This is a genomic window from Castellaniella sp. (assembly GCF_047971665.1).
Taxonomy (GTDB): Bacteria; Pseudomonadota; Gammaproteobacteria; order Burkholderiales; family Burkholderiaceae_B; genus Castellaniella.
The window spans coordinates 1-17,286 of the sequence record NZ_JBKEAA010000026.1; the positions used below are offsets into that span (position 1 = coordinate 1).

The following is a 17,286-nucleotide window of genomic DNA, read 5'->3' on the forward strand; positions in this document are numbered from 1 at the left end:
CGTCAGACGTTGAACAGGAAATTCATCACATCCCCGTCCTTCACGACATATTCCTTGCCTTCGGCCCGCATCTTGCCCGCGTCCTTTGCCCCATGCTCGCCCTTGCAGGCGATGAAATCGTCGAAACCGATAGTCTGGGCGCGGATGAAGCCGCGTTCGAAATCGGTGTGGATGACGCCGGCGGCCTGGGGCGCGGTGGCGCCGACAGGAATCGTCCAGGCGCGGACTTCCTTGACGCCCGCCGTGAAATAGGTCTGCAAGCCCAGCAGCTGGTAGCCCGCGCGGATGACGCGGTCCAGGCCCGGCTCGCTCATGCCCATGTCTTCCAGGAAGACCGTCTTGTCCTCGTCGTCCAGATCGGCGATCTCGGCCTCGATCGCGGCGCAGGCGGCCACCACCGGGGCGTGCTCCGCCGCCGCGTAATCCTGCACCGCCTTCAGGTGAGGGTTGTCCTGGAAGCCGTCGTCCCTGACGTTGGCGACATACATGGCGCGCTTGGCGGTGATGAAGCAATAGCCCTTGACCAGCGCCAGCTCGTCTTCATCCAGGCCCAGGCCGCGCACAGACTTGCCCTGATCCAGGACGGCGATGATGCGCTCCAGCAGGGCCACCAGGCGGATGGCTTCCTTGTCGCCGGAATTGGCCAGCTTGCGGTTTTTTTGCAGGGCCTTGTCGGCGGTCGCCAGGTCGGCCAGGGCCAGTTCGGTGTTGATGACCTCGATGTCGGACACGGGATCGACACGGCCGGCGACGTGAACGACGTTCTCGTCCTCGAAACAGCGTACGACATGAACGATGGCATCGGTCTCGCGGATGTTGGCCAGGAACTGGTTGCCCAGGCCCTCACCCTTGGACGCGCCCGCCACCAGCCCGGCAATGTCGACGAACTCGACCACGGCGGGCACGACGCGCTCGGGGCTGACGATGGCGGCCAGCCGGGCCAGACGCGGGTCCGGAACCTCGACCACACCGACATTGGGCTCGATGGTGCAGAACGGATAGTTCTCAGCCGCGATACCGGCCTTGGTCAGCGCGTTGAACAGGGTGGATTTGCCGACGTTGGGCAAGCCAACGATGCCGCATTGCAGTGCCATGGGGAACCTGAAAGAAAAGGGGGATGGAAATCAAGGCGCTATTGTACCCGCAGGGCCCGACGCATCCGCCCCACTATCCCACTGCCAGTTGCGGGTCCAGGTACAGCACCAGGCCGATCAGCACCAACGGCCCGCTGTTGAAGAATGCATGCAGGACGATCGAGGCGCCGATGCCCCGGCGCACGCGCATCCAGCCCAGCACCAGTCCGGTGACCCACTGCGGCAGGACCAGCAGCGGCAACAGCACCAGCGACATGCCGTTGAAGCGGAAATTGAACAGGTGCACGGCGGCAAAGATCAGCGCCACGGCATGAAAGAGCCAGGGATAGGCGCGCCGCGCCAGACGCCGGCCGCGCCAGGAAAGCCGCCAGCCGGCATGCCAGCGATGACCAGCCGGATACCAGGCCGGCGCCAGCGCCAGCAGCACGGCGGCGGCGGCCATGAGCCCCGAGGCCGCGCCAGCGCCCTGGGCCAGGATGGACGCCATGAACGGAACAAACCACCACAGCATTGCCGGGCGGCGCAAGGCATAACGAAAGGTGAACTCCTCGATGATCGGCGCCCAGATCAGCGCCGTCATCCAGGGCAGGTTCTGCAGGTCCAGCCGATGCTGCGCGCCCGTGGCGTCGGCGGCCGACAGCGCCATCGGGGCGAACACGAACAGATTCACCAGCCACAGCAAGACGGCCCAATGGGCCAGCCGCCACCAGGGCGCGTTCAAGCTCAGATCCGTCTGGATGCAGGCCCCGGCGCGCCGGCCGCCCAGGCGAGGTCCGGGGCGCGGACGCACGACGAAACGCAGGAAATCGACGATTTCCTGGCCCATGGTGGGCAGATCCGCGGGGCGCTGGAACAAGGACATGGCCGGCCGCTCAGGCGTGGTTGGCCTGGTGCAGGCGTTCGGTGGCGCGATCGAAAGCGCCGTCCAGCAGCTGCGGCAGCACGATGCGGCAGCGGTTGATGACGTCCTCGATTCCGGGCATGTCGTCCTTGCGCGGCGGATGCAGGACGAAATTGACCACCTGCTGGGCCAGTCCGAGGCTGCGCGGATGGCCGATGCCGATGCGCAAACGCCAGAATCCGGGCGTGCCCAGCACGGACTGGATGTCCCGCAACCCGTTGTGCCCGGCATGACCGCCGCCGAACTTGAGCTTGACGGCCCCCGGCAGCAGGTCCAGCTCATCGTGCAGGACGAGGATCTCCTCGGGCCGCAGCTTGTAGAAACGCGCCAGCGCGCCGACGGCCTGGCCGGACTTGTTCATGAAAGTGGACGGCTTGGCCAGAACCACCGCCTGGCCTGCGTGACGCGCGCGCGCGACCCAGCCGGAAAACGGCTTTTCGAGGGTGAAATCAGCCCGCAGGTCATCGGCGAAATGATCGGCCAGCCAGAATCCGGCGTTGTGGCGTGTGGTTTCGTATTCGGGGCCGGGGTTGCCCAGCCCCACGATGAGGCGGATGGGCGCTGTCGTCATCGGGAGGGGGGGATCCGAAAAGTCCCCATGATACGACAAAACCCCCGCCGGCCCTGGGGCCGGACGGGGGTTTTGCTGGGTCTTTTGAAACCGCGCTTATTCTTCGGCCGAAGCGTCGGCGGCGTCAGCGGCGGAGTCGGCATCGTCCGAGGTCGTGCCCTTGGGCGCGGACGCCTGAGCCAGCAGCGGATCGGTATCCTCGCCGTGGGGCACGAACTTGACGCCCTTGGGCAGCGTGACGTCCGACAGGTGCACGCGGGCATTGCCCACCAGACCGCCGAGATCGACTTCGATGAATTGCGGCAGGTTGGCCGGCAGGCAGGTGATGTCGAGCTCGGCGGGACCGTGGGTGACGATCTGACCGGCCATCTTGACGGCGGGGCAGACGTCGGCGTTCAGATAGTGCACCGGCACCCGGGTGGTGACGGCCTGGGAGGCGTCCACGCGCTGGAAGTCGACGTGCAGGACCAGGGGCTTGTAGGGGTGCCATTGCGTGGCACGCACCAGGACCGGCTCGGTCTTGCCGTCCAGGACCATGTCCAGGATGGAAGCGTGGAATTCTTCCTTGTTCAGGGCGTGATAGATCTCGTTGTGGTCGAGCTCGATGTTGGCAGGCGCGGACTTGCCGCCATAGACAATGGCGGGAACCCGGCCGGCGCGGCGCAGGCGGCGGCTCGCACTCGAACCCTGGACGCTACGCGAAGTGGCGGTGAATTTCATGGAAAACTCCAAAACGAGGGCCTTGAAAGGCCCCTGACAACAAAGCAGCCGAAGCTGCGAAACACCCCGCGCCGCGACCAGCGCGGGGCCATGAATCTTGCCTCGTCGCCGTCAGTCGGCGAACAGCGAGCTGACCGATTCGGCCGTCGAAATGCGCAGAATGGTCTCGCCCAACAGGGAGGCGCAGGACAACTGGCGGATCTTGGGGCAGGCGCGGGCCTCTTCGTTCAGCGGAATGGTGTCGGTGACGACCAGTTCATCCAGCGCCGACTCGTGGATGCGCTTGATGGCCTCGCCCGACAGCACGGGATGCGTGCAATAGGCATACACGGAGCCCGCGCCCCGGTCCTTCAAGGCCTGTGCGGCCTTGCACAGCGTGCCGGCGGTGTCGACCATGTCGTCCATGATCAGGCAGGTACGGCCATTGACGTCGCCAATGATGTTCATGACCTCGGACACATTGGCCCGCGGGCGGCGCTTGTCGATGATGGCCAGGTCGGATTCGAGCTGCTTGGCCAGCGCCCGGGCGCGCACCACACCGCCGATATCGGGCGACACGACCACCAGGTTCTGGAAATTGCGGCTCCAGATGTCACCCAGCAGAATCGGCCCGGCGTAGATGTTGTCCACGGGGATGTCGAAAAAGCCCTGGATCTGGTCTGCGTGCAGGTCCATGGTCAGCACCCGGTCCACGCCCACGACCTGCAGCATGTTGGCCACGACCTTGGCCGAGATCGACACGCGGGCCGAGCGCGGCCGGCGATCCTGGCGGGCATAGCCGAAATAGGGGATGGCGGCGGTGATGTTGCGCGCGGAGGCGCGGCGCAGGGCATCGACCATCACCATGATTTCCATCAGATTGTCATTGGTCGGCGCACAGGTGGGCTGGAGCACGAAGACGTCCTTGCCGCGAACGTTTTCGTTGATCTCGACCATGACCTCACCATCGGAAAAACGGCCCACGGTCATCTTGCCCAGGGACATGTCGAGGTGATTCACGACATCGACGGCCAGTCGGGGATTGGCCGTGCCGGTGAAAATCATGAATCTGTCTTGTGCCATGGTGTCGAACCAATCTGTCAAATGACAAGGCTGTTGTCAGCCTTCCCGTAGGAGGTGGCGGATTCAACAGCCTGATAGCATGCGCGCTGGCGCGGAAAGGATGGCTGGGGAAGAAGGATTCGAACCTTCGCATGCCGGAATCAAAATCCGGTGCCTTAACCAGCTTGGCGATTCCCCAATAATTCAATCATCGACCCAATCCAGCAAAGGGTGATCACCCAGACCCTGACATATCCAGGACCCTTGGATCGCCGCATCGGGCGGGTCTTCCATTTTACTGATTATTTGATCCCGATGCATCCTGGCCCGGGCGGCGTCAGGGAACTCCGCGAACAGGCACGAACCCGAACCAGTCATGCGGATTTCGACCCCCGCGCCCCGCATCACCTGCACGAGCGCGGCGATATCCGGATGCTGTCGAAAGACCACGGCCTCCAGGTCGTTGCGACCGAAAAACGCCCCGCCATCGCATCCCAGAACGCCATCCTCATCAAGAGGTTTTTTGCTCTGAAACAACCCGGCGGCCCGCCTATCGCGCGGCCCTGTCTGCCATTCAGTAAAGTCCGTAATTTTTACCGATCGGGAATTTCTTGTCAAATCGGACGCCCGAAAAACATCCGCGGTGGCGACATGCGCCTGCGGCCGCACGATCCAGTAGGTTCGCTCGGGCAGATCCACCGCCGTCAGCTGCTCACCGATTCCCTGAGCGAAAGCGGCGCGGCCAAAGACAAAGACCGGCACATCGGCGCCCAACGGCAGAGCCAGGCGCATGAGCTCGGCGCGCGTCAGGCCGGTACCCCACAGGCGGTTCAACGCGATCAGCGTCGTGGCGGCATCGCTGGATCCGCCGCCCAGGCCGCCGCCGGCCGGGATCCGTTTGCGGTAGCGGATGCGCGCGCCCTGTCGGGCCCCCGTGACCCGCTGCAGCGCGCAGGCGGCGCGCAGCACCAGATCCTGATCGGCAGGCAGGCTCGCCAGGCCCTCGCCTTCGCGCGCCAGCACGCCATCGGCCGTGGACTCGAAATCAAGGCTGTCGCACAGATCCACAAAGCGAAAGACGGTCTGCAATAGATGGTAGCCATCCGGACGCCGTCCGACGACATGCAGGAACAGGTTGAGCTTGGCCGGAGCCGGCACATCGTACAGGACCGCCATGCGCGTCGACGACCCTAGGGCCGGTCCACGATCCATTGCAGACGCCATTGACCCTGATCGTCCCGGCGCGACAGGCGCACGCGTCCGGGCCCCTGATCATCGTAGTCCGACAGGCGGACTTCCCAGCCATCCTGGCGCAACGACGCCAGACGATCCTGATCGTCGTGCCTGGCATCGACGACGAGTCCGGGCGCGCTCAGGCCGCGTATCCAGTAACGCAGTCCCGAAACCGGCATGGCACGCCCCCACACCAGGGCCAGCAAAGCGTCGGGGGTGGCCGCCGTATCACGGCTGCCGTCGCTGCGCTCGAGCGTGGACCGGCCCGGTTCGACCCGGATTTGCGCCAGGATGCTGCCCATCGGCGACACCAGATCCAGGCGCAGGACCTGTCCGTCGTCCCGCCAGGAGAATCCGCCTTGCGCGGCATAGGGTGCGGCCCCCAGGGGTTGCAGATTGACGGCGAAGCGACCCTGCCGCTCGAAGGCGGCTCCCTGCCCGCCGATCCGCGCAGGCGTGGCGCAGGCGGCCAGCAGGCCGGTCAGCATCAGCGTCAGCCAGACGGGTCGCAGCCGCCTGAAAACGGCAGCGATCCCAAGGACGCGCCGCCAAGACGGGAGCACAAAGGTCATGCGTTGATGCGAGCTCATGGCAGGCGAACCCCCAGACGATTCAGTGTTTCCTTCAGGGCCTCATTGTCAGGATCGGCCTTGTGGCCTTCGGCCCAGATCCGGCGCGCCTCGTCGCGGCGGCCCAGTTCCCACAACGTCTCGCCCAGATGCGCGGCCACATCGGCCGAAGGCAATTGATCGTAGGACCGGCGCAGGTATTCCAGCGCGCCCTGGTAATCACGGATGCGGAACAGATACCAGCCCACGCTGTCCAGGACGTAGGCGCTTTCAGGATCGAGCTCGAGCGCCCGCTCCAGCAGACCGCGCGCCTCGTCGAGGTTGCGATTCTGCTCGACGAAGGTATAGCCCAGCGAATTGTAGGCGTTGGCGTTCTCGGAATCGAGCTCGATCACGCGGCGCATCAGGGCCTCGAATTCTGCCGTCTTGCCCTGCTGAAGCAGCAGCATGCCCAGATCATATTTGATCTCCGACGTATCGGGCATCTCCAGGTCGGCGGCTTTGAGCAGTTCGACCGCCTGATCGGTGCGCCCCGCGTCCCGGTAGATGGTCGCCAGGGTCAGGCGGGTCACCACCCGTTCGCGGCGGTCGGCGGGCTTGATGGCGTCCAGGATCGCCCGCGCCCGGTTCAGATCGCCCATCTTGCCGTACAGCACGGCCTCATGCGTGCGCGCCTGGAAGATCAGCGTCGGCTCGTCGATACTGCGCAACTGGTGGATGGCCTCGTGCAGATCGTTCTGACGCTCGGCGATCTGCACCAGCAGCAGGCGCGCGTCGGACACGTCGGCCTGCGCGTTGGTGGCGCCGTCGTGCAGGGACTGGCGCCGCTGCTGCTGAATCGTGATGTACTGGTTCAGCAGGTTCTTTGCGGCATCGTAGCGGCCCGCCCGGGCATTGACCTCGGCCTCGGTATAGAGCAACGCGAAGTCTTCCGGCGTGCGCCGGCGCATGCGGTCCAGCAGGCTCAGGGCCTCATCGTACGATCCCAGCCCGGTCAGGCGGCTGACCAGTAGCAGCTGGAGACCGCGCTGGTCGGGATGGCGATCGAGAAAAGCATAGGTGTCCTTGATGGCGCGCATGGGTTCGACCCGCAACCCGTATTCCAGCACGCGCTGGGCCGCATCCTGAGACGTCGGGTCCAGGGCCTGGGCGCGGCGGGCCTCATCGACGGCACGGACGGGCTCGCCAGCGGCCCAGGCCGCATCGGACAGCGCCAGCCGGGCCAATACCGATGTCCCGGACACATTCGCCAGGGTTTTTTCCAGGACGTCCAGGGCCAGACGCTTGTCCGTCATCTTCGAGACGATCCCGACCGCCTGGACGATCGCCCGATCCTGGTCGCTGGCCGAAGCGATGCGGCGCGACAGGGTCCGCGCCAGCCCGTCGGTCTGCCCGCTGGAAGCCGACAGCGCCAGGGAAGCGGCCACGGCCTCGGGATTGGATGGATCCAGGGCGGCCCATTCGCGGGCCGTGCGCAGCGCCAGCGCCAGATTGCGCCCGGTCATGGCCATCTGGAAAGCGCGGCGGGCCAGCCGGGGGTCGAGCGTGTCGCGCGCCAGGGAAAGCAGCTGTTGCGCAGCGTCATCGTACTGCTCGTTCTGAGCCGACAACTCGGCCACCAGCAGGCGATACAGCAATTCGGGCGTGAGATTGACGGCGGGCGGCTTGCCGCTACGCAGGTGGATGGACTCGACCGGCTCGGCCGGCGCGGCTGCGGGGGGAGCAGCCCATGCCGTTTCGTGTGCGGCGGCCAGGGCCAGCACCACGGGCATCACGGAAACGGGGAATCTCATTGGCGGTAACCATCGCCGGAACGCAGGAAGGACCGCGTCTGGTGGCAAAATTGCGTCATCGAAAGAGGATGTTATCACCCCGTCATGCCGGAACTGCCAGAAGTCGAAACAACCCGTCGTGGAATTGCCACGGTTATGCCCGGCCGCGTCCTGCGCGACCTGATCGTGCACGAATCCCGCTTGCGCTGGCCGGTCCCGGCCGGACTGCCCGACCTGCTGCGCGACACCGAGGTCCTGGCCTGCGAACGCCGGGGCAAATACCTGCTGATCCGCTTTCCGCATGGCACACAGATCGTGCATCTGGGCATGTCGGGCTCGCTGCGGCGGGTGCCGATGGATGAGCCGCTACGCAAGCACGATCATGTGGAATGGCGGTTCGACGATGCCCGCTTTCTGCTGCACGATCCGCGCCGCTTTGGCGCCGTCCTGTGGCATCCGGCCGAGGCCGGGCCTCTCGCAACCCATCCGCTGCTGGCCGGACTGGGCATCGAGCCCTTCGACCCGGCCTTCACCCCCGCGATCCTGCATGCGGGACTGCAAGGCCGCCGCCAATCCGTCAAGCAACTGCTGCTGGGCGGCCGGATCGTCGTGGGCGTGGGCAATATCTACGCGTCGGAGTCGCTGTTCCTGGCCGGCATCGACCCGCGTCTGCCGGGCGCGCGCCTGTCGCGCCCGCGCAGCGTCCGGCTGCACGCGGCCATCCTGCAGACACTGGGTCGGGCGCTGGAATCGGGCGGCAGCACCCTGCGCGACTATGTCAACGCACAGGGCGCTCCAGGGGCGTATTTCACGCTGCACGCAACCGTCTATGAGCGCGACGGCCAGCCTTGTCCGCGCTGCGCCACGCCGATCCGGCGCATTGTCCAGGGCCAGCGCGCAACCTACTTCTGTCCCGGTTGCCAGAAACGCTGACCCTGCTCAAGGGATGCGACCAGGACGCGCCAGGCCGCATCCCGCCGTAGCGCTCAATCGCCGAGCGCGGCGACGACGATGACTTCGAATTTCAGGCCTGGCGCAGCCAGACGGGCCTCGCCCGTGGCGCGCGCCGGCGGATTGGCCGGATCGATCCAGGCCTCCCAGACCGGATTCATGACTTCGAAGTCAGCGATGTCGGCCAGCCAGATGGTGGCCTGGAGGATACGAGACTTGTGGCTGCCGACCTTGGCCAGCACGCGATCGACTTCGGCCAGCGCCGTGCGCGTCTGGGTCTGGATGTCATCGCCCTCGTGACCCACCTGGCCCGAAAGGTAGACCGTGTTGCCATGGATGACGGCCTCGCTCATGCGAACGCCGGGTTCAATACGCTGAATGGTCATCAGGACAGCTTCCCAAAAAAATGAAAACCGGCGCCATCATAGCCTGGAATCCGGACACGGCTCGACCCGGCATGGCCCGCCCGACGCGGCCTGGCGCACCAGGCGGCCGAGCGGCGGCCGCGCTCATCCGGCAAGCACCTTGCCCGGATTCATGAGGCCCCGGGGGTCCAGCGCCGCCTTGATGTGATGCATCAACGCCATTTCGACCGGATCCTTGTAGCGCGGCAGCACATCGCGCTTGAGCTGTCCCACGCCGTGTTCCGCGCTGATCGATCCGCCCACGGCATGCACGCGGTCATGCACCAGTTCGTAGACGGCATCCTGACGCGCCAGCAACTGGCCTTCGTCCCAGTCCGCGCCACGCGCGACGTTGTAATGCAGGTTGCCATCGCCCAGATGCCCGAAAATCACGTGGCGGATCCCCGGAAAGGCAGCCTGCAGCGCGGCATTGGTATCCAGGACGAACGCCGCCATGCGGGAGACCGGAATCGAGACGTCGTGCTTGATGCTCTTGCCCGATTCCTTTTCCGCCAGGGGGATGCTCTCGCGCAGATGCCAGAGGGCATGGCTTTGCGCCATGGATTCGGCAATCACCGCATCCAGCACGATGCCCGCCTCGATGGCCTCGCCCACCACGACCTCGAAGCGCTCACGGGCGTGGGCCTCGGACTCGCTGTCCGACAGCTCCAGCAACGCGTACCAGGGCATGGCGGCCGACGGCCCCTCGAAAGGCAGGCGCTGCTGCGGAAAACACCGCACCACGTCCTGCAGGCAATCGCCGGCCATCAACTCGAACCCGGTCAGCGAAGCGCCCAGACCGGAACGGGCCCGGCTCAACATGGCCACGGCCGACCCGATCGAATCCAGCGCCAGCAACGCGGTGCAGCGTGCGACCGGCAGCGGATGCAACTTGAGGGTCGCCGCCGTGATGATGCCCAGGGTGCCCTCGCTGCCGATGAACAGGTCGCGCAGAGCATAGCCGGTGTTGTCCTTGCGCAGACCGCGCAGGCCATGCCAGATGTCGCCCTGCGCCGTCACCACCTCCAGTCCCAGGGTCAGTTCGCGCATGTTGCCATAGCGCAGCACCTGCGTGCCGCCCGCATTGGTGGCCAGGTTGCCGCCGATGGTGCAACTGCCCTCGGCCGCCAGGCTGAGCGGAAACAGCCGGCCGGCCTCGCGTGCGGCCTGTTGCACGGACTGCAGGATGCAGCCGGCCTCGACTTCCATCGTGTCATTGTCGGTGTCGATGCCGCGGATCCTGTTCAGACGCTGCAACGAAAGAATCACCGCGCGGCCGGAATCATCGGGGGTCGCGCCGCCGCACAGGCCGGTATTGCCCCCTTGAGGAATCACGGGCAACCCCGCCTGCGCGCACTGGCGCACGACGGCGGACACCTCGTCGACCGTACCGGGCCGCACGACCGCCAGCGACCGGCCGTGATAGCGGTCGCGCCAGTCGGTTTCCCAGGGCAGCGCATCCGCGCCGGTCAGCACCTGCGCGGCGCCGACCGTCGCGCGCAAAGCATCCAGATGATCCATGGTTTTCATAATCCAGCGGTCCAGCGATGAAAGGCGTCTTTCGAGGGAAAGAGCCTTTGATTGTAATCGGCGATAATGACTGCAGCCGAGTCATTCCCCATCCCACTGCCATGAACCATCCCCTGCCCCCCGCCGTCTTCAAGGCCTATGACATCCGCGGCACTGTGCCCACGCAGCTCAATGAGCTTTTCGCCCACCGCCTGGGGCTGGCCCTGGCCGCCCGGGCCCGGCGCGAAGGCGTGCGCAGTCTGGCAGTCGGCTACGACGGACGCCTGAGCAGCCCCGGACTGGCCCAGGCCCTCAAGTCCGGCCTGCACGCGGGCGGGATCGACACGGTGGACCTGGGCCTGGCGCACACGCCTCTGGTGTATTACGCCGCACATCATGAGGGCAGCGGCTCGGGGGTCGCCGTCACCGGCAGTCACAATCCGCCCGACTACAACGGATTCAAGATGATGATGGCGGGGCGCACCCTCCACGGCGATGACATTCAGGCCCTGCGCCAGGCCATGGACGGCATCCAGGCGCCCTCGGGCACGACCCCGGGCCAGAATGTCGCCAACGACATGGTGGAGACCTACATCCGCGAGATCACGGACCATGTCCGGCTGGCGCGTCCCATGCGCATTGCCATCGACTGCGGCAACGGGGTGGGCGGCGTGGCCGCGGCCCGCTTGTTCCGGGCGCTGGGCTGTACGGTCGATGAACTGTATTGCGAGGTCGACGGCCAGTTCCCCAACCATCACCCCGACCCCGCCGATCCGGCCAACCTGCAAGATCTGATCGACCACCTGCGCGACACCGATTGCGAGCTGGGGCTGGCCTTCGACGGCGATGCCGACCGCCTGGGCGTGGTCACCCGCTCGGAGCAGATCATCTGGCCCGACCGCCAGATGATCCTGTTCGCCCGCGACATCCTGCAACGCGTGCCGGGTGCCGCCATCATTTTCGACGTCAAATGCAGCCGCCACCTGAGCCGGACCATCCAGGAGGCCGGCGGCACACCGCTGATGTCGCAGACCGGACACTCACTGATCAAGGCCCGCCTGGCCGAGACCGGCGCGCCCCTGGCCGGCGAGATGAGCGGACATATTTTCTTCAAGGAGCGCTGGCATGGATTCGACGACGGCCTCTATGCCGGCGCGCGCCTGCTGGAAATCCTGTCGCGCAGCGATGACCCGAGCGCCACGCTCGAGTCTCTGCCTCAGGGGATCTCCACCCCCGAACTGAAGCTGCCCATGGCCGAAGGCGAGCCGCATGAATTCATTCGTCGCCTGCAGACCGAGGGCTGCTTTCCCGGCGCCACCGACCGCGTCATCATCGATGGCATCCGCGCCGAATATCCGGATGGCTTCGGCCTGGCGCGCGCCTCGAACACGACCCCGGTGGTGGTACTGCGCTTCGAAGGCGATACGCCCGAGGCGCTGACGCGGATCCAGGACGAGTTCCGCGCAGCCATCACCGCGTTGCTGCCGGGGCGGGAACTGCCGTTCTGATGTGGTTCGCGCGGACGTCAACCGCCGTCGTCTGATCGGCTCCTGTGCGAAATTCCTGAATCAGACAGACTGACCGCCGCCTGCCGTAATGACACTCAACGCAACGAAACGTGCCCCGGCATGAGTGTAGGATCGGGCAGCCTCCAGCTGCGTTGGGAAACACGGATCTTCTTCGCAAAAAAACAGACCCCGCCTCAAATGGAAGGCGGGGTCTGCCAAACAACACCGTAGCGACTCGATAGAACTTAACGGCCTGGAGGCGCCAGGTCCCGGTAAATATCCAGGTGTGACCGGACGATCCCGTCCAGGCCGAAATCGCGTTCGGCCAGCGCCCGGCCCGCATCGCCCATGCGAATCCGCAGCGCCTCGTCCCCCGCCAGCGTCGCGACCGCATCCGCCAGCGCCTGCGCATTCCGGGGCGGCACCAGCACACCGCTGACCCCGGGCTCGATCGCATCCCGGCACCCCGGCACGTCCGTCGTCACCACCGGCCGGCCACAAGCAGCCGCCTCGATCAGGGACTTGGGCAGGCCCTCGCGATAGGACGGCAGCGTCACGATGTGCGCCTGCGCGTAAAAGCCCGCCACATCCGCGCATTCACCGACGTATTCGATCACGCCTTCCGCCTGCCAGGCCCGCAAGGTCTCCGGTCTGACCGAGGCCGGATTTTCGAGATCCAGACTGCCCGCGAGACGCCAGCGCAAGCCATCTCCCCGCGCGGACGACAGGCGGGCCGCCTCCACGAATTCATCGACCCCCTTGTCACGCAGCAATCGGGCGGCCAACGCCACCGTCACGGGACCCGGCGGCCAGGGGGCAGGCGCATAGTGGTCCAGATCGACACCCGAGCCGCGCAGCAGCACGGCCTGACCGGAGCGAATGGCGCCAGCCTGTTCCAGCACATCGCGGTCCGCCGTATTCTGAAGAATCACCCGGCTGTTCGGATGCCCCAGCGCCAGGCGATACAGGATCAGGGCCAGACGCCGCAGCACGTCACGCCGTCCGGATCCCTGGATGAAGACATAGCCCAGGCCGGAAATGGCCGCGACGTAGGCGGGCACCCCGGCCAGGCGGCTGACAATACCGCCGTACAGCACGGACTTGAGCGTAACGGCATGCACGAGGTTGGGCCGCAGCCGACGAAACAGGCGCCAGATCGCCCACAAGCTGCGCGCCTCGGTCCAGGGCCGCATGCTGGTGCGCGACAGCGGCAGCGCATGATGCGTCAGGCCCAGCGCCTCGAGCTGCGCCACGGCCGGACCGCCCATGGAGGCCACATGCACCTCATAGCCCGCATCGCGGGCGGCCAGGGCGACCGGCAGCCGATGCGACACCAGAAACGCCGGATTGGTGATGAAGAACAGCAGCCGGGGGGCGTCCGATCCATGCGCCGTCGTGCCTGCCGCCGTCGCAGTCCCCGCCTCGCCCGCTGCCGCCACGGAGGCCGCCCCCCCCGCCGGATCGCACGCCCCGGCCTTGGCCGAACCGCCTGTCCTGCGCTCTGTTCCGGCGGTGGGAAAATCCGCCGCCAGCCGGCGCCAGACGATCTCATACCGATCTGTCATGGCCCGCAAGCTGAAACGCTGCTCGACGGAGGCCCGTGCCGCATCACGGCGCGCCGGCCATGCCGGAGCGCGCACAGCCGCCACCGCCTGACCGATGGCCACCGACAGCGCCGACGCATCGCCTGGCGGCACGACCCAACCATGCTCGCCCACGATATCGGCCGCATCGCCCACGTCGGTCACCACGCAGGCCACGCCGGAGGCCATCGCCTCGGAAACCACATTGGGAAATCCTTCGGCCTTGCTCGACAACACATGAATGTCCAGCACCCGCATCAACTCGGGCACATCGTCGCGACGGCCGAGAAAGATCAAATGATCGAGCAGGCCATAATGCCGCGCCATGGCGATCAGATCCGCGTTGTCGCGCGACATGCCCAGCCCGATCAGCACACAGCGCAGGTCCGGATGGGCACGCACGGACAAGGCCAATGCCGCCAGCAGATTCTCATGGTCCTTGAGGGGATTCCAGCGCGCCACGCTGCCCAGCAACGGCGCGCCCTCGGACACGCCCCAGCGGGCGCGCAGTTCGGCCGCGCCCGACGCATCCGGATGCCAGACATCCAGATCGTAGCCATTGGGCACGACCAGCATCCGGTCAGCACGATAGCCCCAGGCCCGATGGACCTCGGCGGCCTTGCGGGCGCAAGCGATGATCACCCCCGGCACCCAGCTCGACACGCGCGCGCAAACCCAGGCCGCCATGCGGGAGGAGCGGCTGCTCTCGCCCAGGCTGACCCCCGAATTGCGCACGCCCCAGGCCACGGCGCGAATACCGGCCAGACGCGCCGCCAGACCGGCGATCAGGTCGGCATGATACATCCAGGTCTGCACCACATCGGGACGGCGCGCGCGCAACAGCCGGATCAGCCGCCACACCCCCCGGATGTTCCCGGCCCAGCCCTGCATGTCCAGGCAGACCACCTCGACACCCGCCTCGCGCAGCCGCGCGCCCATGACACCCTCGCCGCGCATGGACACCACGGTATGCTGAACTGTGCCGCCCGGCGCTGTCGTCAGGCGCAACAGCACGGTCTCGGCGCCGCCATGCAGCAGACCTGAAATCACATGGATGACCCGCAGGGGCGCGGTCTCCGCCCCCGACACCTGTCCGGCGGCTGGTTCGGAAATGGCGGGCAGGCCCGCTTCGTTTTCATTCATGGCATATCCTCGGCCCACAGGGCCATCAGGGGCGCGTCCGGGAGGCGTCGTCCTCGCGCTCGGCACCGAGCATCCCGTCCGTCTCTGTCCAGGCATCATCCCAGGCCCGCAGAACGGCGTCCAGACCATAACGGGCACGGACCGATTCGGACGCTGCGCGGCCCCGGACCTCGCGTTCGTCCGGATCAGCGCACATCACCCGGCACAGGGCCCGGGCCAGCGCCGGTTCATCATCCAGAGGCACCAGTTCCGCCAGCCGGCCGCCCAGCGTCAGCTCGGACGGGCCGGAGGGGCAGTCCGTTGCCACGCAAGGCAGCCCCAGCGCCATGGCCTCGAGCAGAGCATTCGGGAAGCCCTCGACGCGGGAATTCAGCACAAAGGCATGCGCCGCGGCCAGGTCCTCCCAGGGGGTCCGGCTGAAGCCGGGCAGCCGGATGCGGGATTCCAGTCCCAACGCCCGGACGCGGGTCCGGCATGCCTCGAGCTGGGCACCGTCCCCCCAGATGCACAAGTCCCAGTCCGGACACTGCGGGGCCAGCGTGGCAAAACATTCGATCAAACGGTCGAACTGCTTGACATGATTGAAGCGCCCCAGGGCGGCCAGCGTATGGCGGGGTCCGACGGGCTCATGCGTCCGGCAGCCGGGCAGGCCGTCGGGAAGCGGATTGGGGATGACCGCCACACGGCGCACACCCGGCGCCACCTGCAGCAGATGGGACGCGCTGCGCCGGGTCTGCACGGCGACACGGCGCGCCCAGGGGTAGGTCCAGCGCCGCAGCCAGCGCAGGCTGGATTCCAGATTGACGCTGTGAGCCGGATCGGTACGCTCGCCGACGACGACGGGCAACCCCGTGCCGCGCAGCGCCAGCAGCGCCGACACGTTGACGTTGGTGAGAAAAGACAGCACCTGGTCGGGCCGGCATTCGCGCGCCAACCGCCGCAAGGCGGCGAGCTTGGCCAGGGGCCGCAGCCAGGCCGGGCCACGAACCCGGTCCGCCAGCCACAACAGGCGCACCCCTGGATCCAGCGTCTGGTCGCAGCGTCCTCGACCGGAATAGCAGCACACCAGGGTGACCTCATCGCCACGCCGCGCCCAGGCGTTGGCCAGGGTGGCGGCAACCCGCTCGGCGCCGCCTCCATGCATGGAGCTGACGAGAAACAGGCGCTTCATCTAGCAGACCCTCTCGCCCTGGAACACCTGCTCCCACAGGGCCATGATGCGCGCGGTGCCGAAGCGGTCGCGGGCGTCGACGGCCCGGCCCGCCAGCCGCGACCGCAACCCGGCATCGGCCATCAACCGGGCGAGCCCCGCCGCCAGCGCGTCGGGATCGTCGACGGGCCGGACCAGCACGCCATCCAGACCCTCGCGAATGATTTCCCTGGGGCCCGTGTCACAATCGGTGGCCACGCACGGCAAGCCGCAGGCCATGGCCTCGATGAGCGTATTCGACAGGCCTTCGGCCTGCGAACTGAGCACATACAGATCGGCGGCGCCATACCAGACGGCCATGTTGCCGACGCGCCCCGGCAGACTGACGCGACTGTCCAGACCCAACTCGTCACGCAGGGCTTCCAGCGCCGACCGCTGCTCGCCTTCGCCCAGAATGACCAGATCCCAATCGGGAAACGGCCCGGCCAGCTGGGCGAAGGCCCGCAACAGGTGATCGAAGCCCTTGACCGGATGCAGGCGGCCCACAGCCAGCAGCCGGTGACGTCCCGGTGCGCGGGACGGTTCCACCACCGGCTGGCCCTCGACCAAGGGCCAGCGGACCGCATTCGGGATCACCTGCGCGTGGACGCCGGGCAGGTGCGCATCGAGCCACTGCGCGGTCCCCCGGGTCAAGGCAATGACCGCGTCGGCCCGCGGATACGTCCAGCGGCGCAGCCGTTCCCAGAATGCGGGCAGCGGCAGGCTGGGCGGATGCGCATGCTCGGTGGCGATCACACGGCTGCGGCCGCGTGCGGCCAGAACGGCCAACACGGAGCCCCGGGTCATCATGCCCAGCACGACCGCCGGCCGATGACGCCGCACCAGCCGGCGCAGCGCCCGGACCCGCAGGAGGTTGCCCCACAGGGCGCCCACCGGACCTGCGCTGTCGCCGGCCAGGCCCAGGGCATGACGTCGCACGCCTTCGGGCAAGGGATAGGCATCCTGACGGTCATCCGTCTGGGTCACGAGCATCACCCGGCAGCCTCTGGCCAGCCAGCCCGCGGCCAGATCCACGGCTACCCGCTCGGCGCCGCCACCACGCAGCGAATGGATCACGATCATCAGATCGACGGCGTC

Annotated in this window: 15 protein-coding genes, 1 tRNA gene and 1 pseudogene; 2 read left to right on the top strand and 15 right to left on the bottom strand. The window is 67.0% G+C overall.

Annotation, left to right across the window (positions count from 1 at the left end):
- Nucleotides 1–2 precede the first annotated feature (2 nt).
- The 9 genes from ychF to ACK5JE_RS10275 all read right to left on the bottom strand — a co-directional run bounded on the left by ychF (nt 3) and on the right by ACK5JE_RS10275 (nt 7,922).
- Nucleotides 3–1,094, bottom strand: a complete 1,092-nt coding sequence (ychF, locus tag ACK5JE_RS10235; protein WP_416801607.1) for a redox-regulated ATPase YchF — start codon at nt 1,092–1,094, stop codon at nt 3–5.
- A gap of 73 nt (nt 1,095–1,167) precedes the next feature.
- Nucleotides 1,168–1,956 (bottom strand): type II CAAX prenyl endopeptidase Rce1 family protein, encoded by a 789-nt coding sequence (locus ACK5JE_RS10240; protein WP_416801608.1) that lies wholly within the window; start codon nt 1,954–1,956, stop codon nt 1,168–1,170.
- A gap of 10 nt (nt 1,957–1,966) precedes the next feature.
- A complete protein-coding gene (gene pth / locus ACK5JE_RS10245) occupies nt 1,967–2,566 on the bottom strand; it encodes an aminoacyl-tRNA hydrolase (RefSeq protein ID WP_416801609.1) in 600 nt (199 codons plus the stop codon).
- 96 nt (nt 2,567–2,662) lie between these two features.
- On the bottom strand, nt 2,663–3,286 hold the full coding sequence (locus ACK5JE_RS10250; RefSeq protein WP_416801610.1) for a 50S ribosomal protein L25/general stress protein Ctc: 624 nt from the start codon (nt 3,284–3,286) through the stop codon (nt 2,663–2,665).
- Nucleotides 3,287–3,397: 111 nt separating this feature from the next.
- A complete protein-coding gene (locus tag ACK5JE_RS10255; protein ID WP_416801611.1) occupies nt 3,398–4,348 on the bottom strand; it encodes a ribose-phosphate pyrophosphokinase in 951 nt (316 codons plus the stop codon).
- A 101-nt stretch (nt 4,349–4,449) separates the two neighbouring features.
- Nucleotides 4,450–4,526, bottom strand: a tRNA-Gln gene (locus tag ACK5JE_RS10260).
- A 5-nt stretch (nt 4,527–4,531) separates the two neighbouring features.
- The gene (ispE, locus tag ACK5JE_RS10265; protein WP_416801612.1) at nt 4,532–5,503 is read right to left on the bottom strand and encodes a 4-(cytidine 5'-diphospho)-2-C-methyl-D-erythritol kinase; all 972 of its coding nucleotides are present in this window, start codon (nt 5,501–5,503) and stop codon (nt 4,532–4,534) included.
- 14 nt (nt 5,504–5,517) lie between these two features.
- Nucleotides 5,518–6,132: an outer membrane lipoprotein LolB gene (locus ACK5JE_RS10270; RefSeq protein WP_416801613.1), complete on the bottom strand. Its 615-nt coding sequence runs from the start codon at nt 6,130–6,132 to the stop codon at nt 5,518–5,520.
- A gap of 14 nt (nt 6,133–6,146) precedes the next feature.
- Nucleotides 6,147–7,922, bottom strand: a complete 1,776-nt coding sequence (locus tag ACK5JE_RS10275; protein ID WP_416801614.1) for a tetratricopeptide repeat protein — start codon at nt 7,920–7,922, stop codon at nt 6,147–6,149.
- An 84-nt stretch (nt 7,923–8,006) separates the two neighbouring features.
- On the opposite strand from ACK5JE_RS10275, the gene mutM reads away from it, so the two are divergent.
- Entirely contained in the window at nt 8,007–8,834 is an 828-nt protein-coding gene (gene mutM / locus ACK5JE_RS10280; RefSeq protein WP_416801615.1) for a bifunctional DNA-formamidopyrimidine glycosylase/DNA-(apurinic or apyrimidinic site) lyase, read from the top strand.
- Between the two features lie 53 nt (nt 8,835–8,887).
- Here mutM and ACK5JE_RS10285 read toward each other — a convergent pair whose 3' ends face one another.
- Together ACK5JE_RS10285 and ACK5JE_RS10290 are read right to left on the bottom strand one after the other, a co-directional pair.
- Nucleotides 8,888–9,238: a RidA family protein gene (locus ACK5JE_RS10285; protein ID WP_416801616.1), complete on the bottom strand. Its 351-nt coding sequence runs from the start codon at nt 9,236–9,238 to the stop codon at nt 8,888–8,890.
- A gap of 123 nt (nt 9,239–9,361) precedes the next feature.
- A complete protein-coding gene (locus ACK5JE_RS10290) occupies nt 9,362–10,777 on the bottom strand; it encodes an FAD-binding oxidoreductase (RefSeq protein ID WP_416801617.1) in 1,416 nt (471 codons plus the stop codon).
- A 110-nt stretch (nt 10,778–10,887) separates the two neighbouring features.
- Between ACK5JE_RS10290 and ACK5JE_RS10295 the strand changes: the two genes are divergently transcribed.
- Nucleotides 10,888–12,273 carry a phosphomannomutase/phosphoglucomutase gene (locus tag ACK5JE_RS10295; protein ID WP_416801618.1) on the top strand — a complete coding sequence of 462 codons (1,386 nt, stop codon included), beginning with the start codon at nt 10,888–10,890 and terminating at the stop codon, nt 12,271–12,273.
- Nucleotides 12,274–12,518: 245 nt separating this feature from the next.
- On the opposite strand, the gene ACK5JE_RS10300 is transcribed toward ACK5JE_RS10295, so the two are convergent.
- The 4 genes and pseudogenes from ACK5JE_RS10300 to ACK5JE_RS10315 form a co-directional block, all read right to left on the bottom strand.
- Nucleotides 12,519–13,640, bottom strand: a complete 1,122-nt coding sequence (locus tag ACK5JE_RS10300) for a glycosyltransferase family 4 protein (RefSeq protein WP_416801664.1) — start codon at nt 13,638–13,640, stop codon at nt 12,519–12,521.
- A gap of 294 nt (nt 13,641–13,934) precedes the next feature.
- Nucleotides 13,935–15,128, bottom strand: a pseudogene (locus ACK5JE_RS10305) (glycosyltransferase); the annotation flags it as partial.
- A complete protein-coding gene (locus ACK5JE_RS10310) occupies nt 15,025–16,170 on the bottom strand; it encodes a glycosyltransferase family 4 protein (protein ID WP_416801619.1) in 1,146 nt (381 codons plus the stop codon). The pseudogene ACK5JE_RS10305 and the gene ACK5JE_RS10310, both read right to left, overlap by 104 nt.
- Complete coding sequence (locus tag ACK5JE_RS10315; protein ID WP_416801665.1) at nt 16,171–17,271, bottom strand: glycosyltransferase family 4 protein; 1,101 nt, start codon at nt 17,269–17,271, stop codon at nt 16,171–16,173. It abuts the gene before it with no gap.
- Nucleotides 17,272–17,286: the final 15 nt, after the last annotated feature.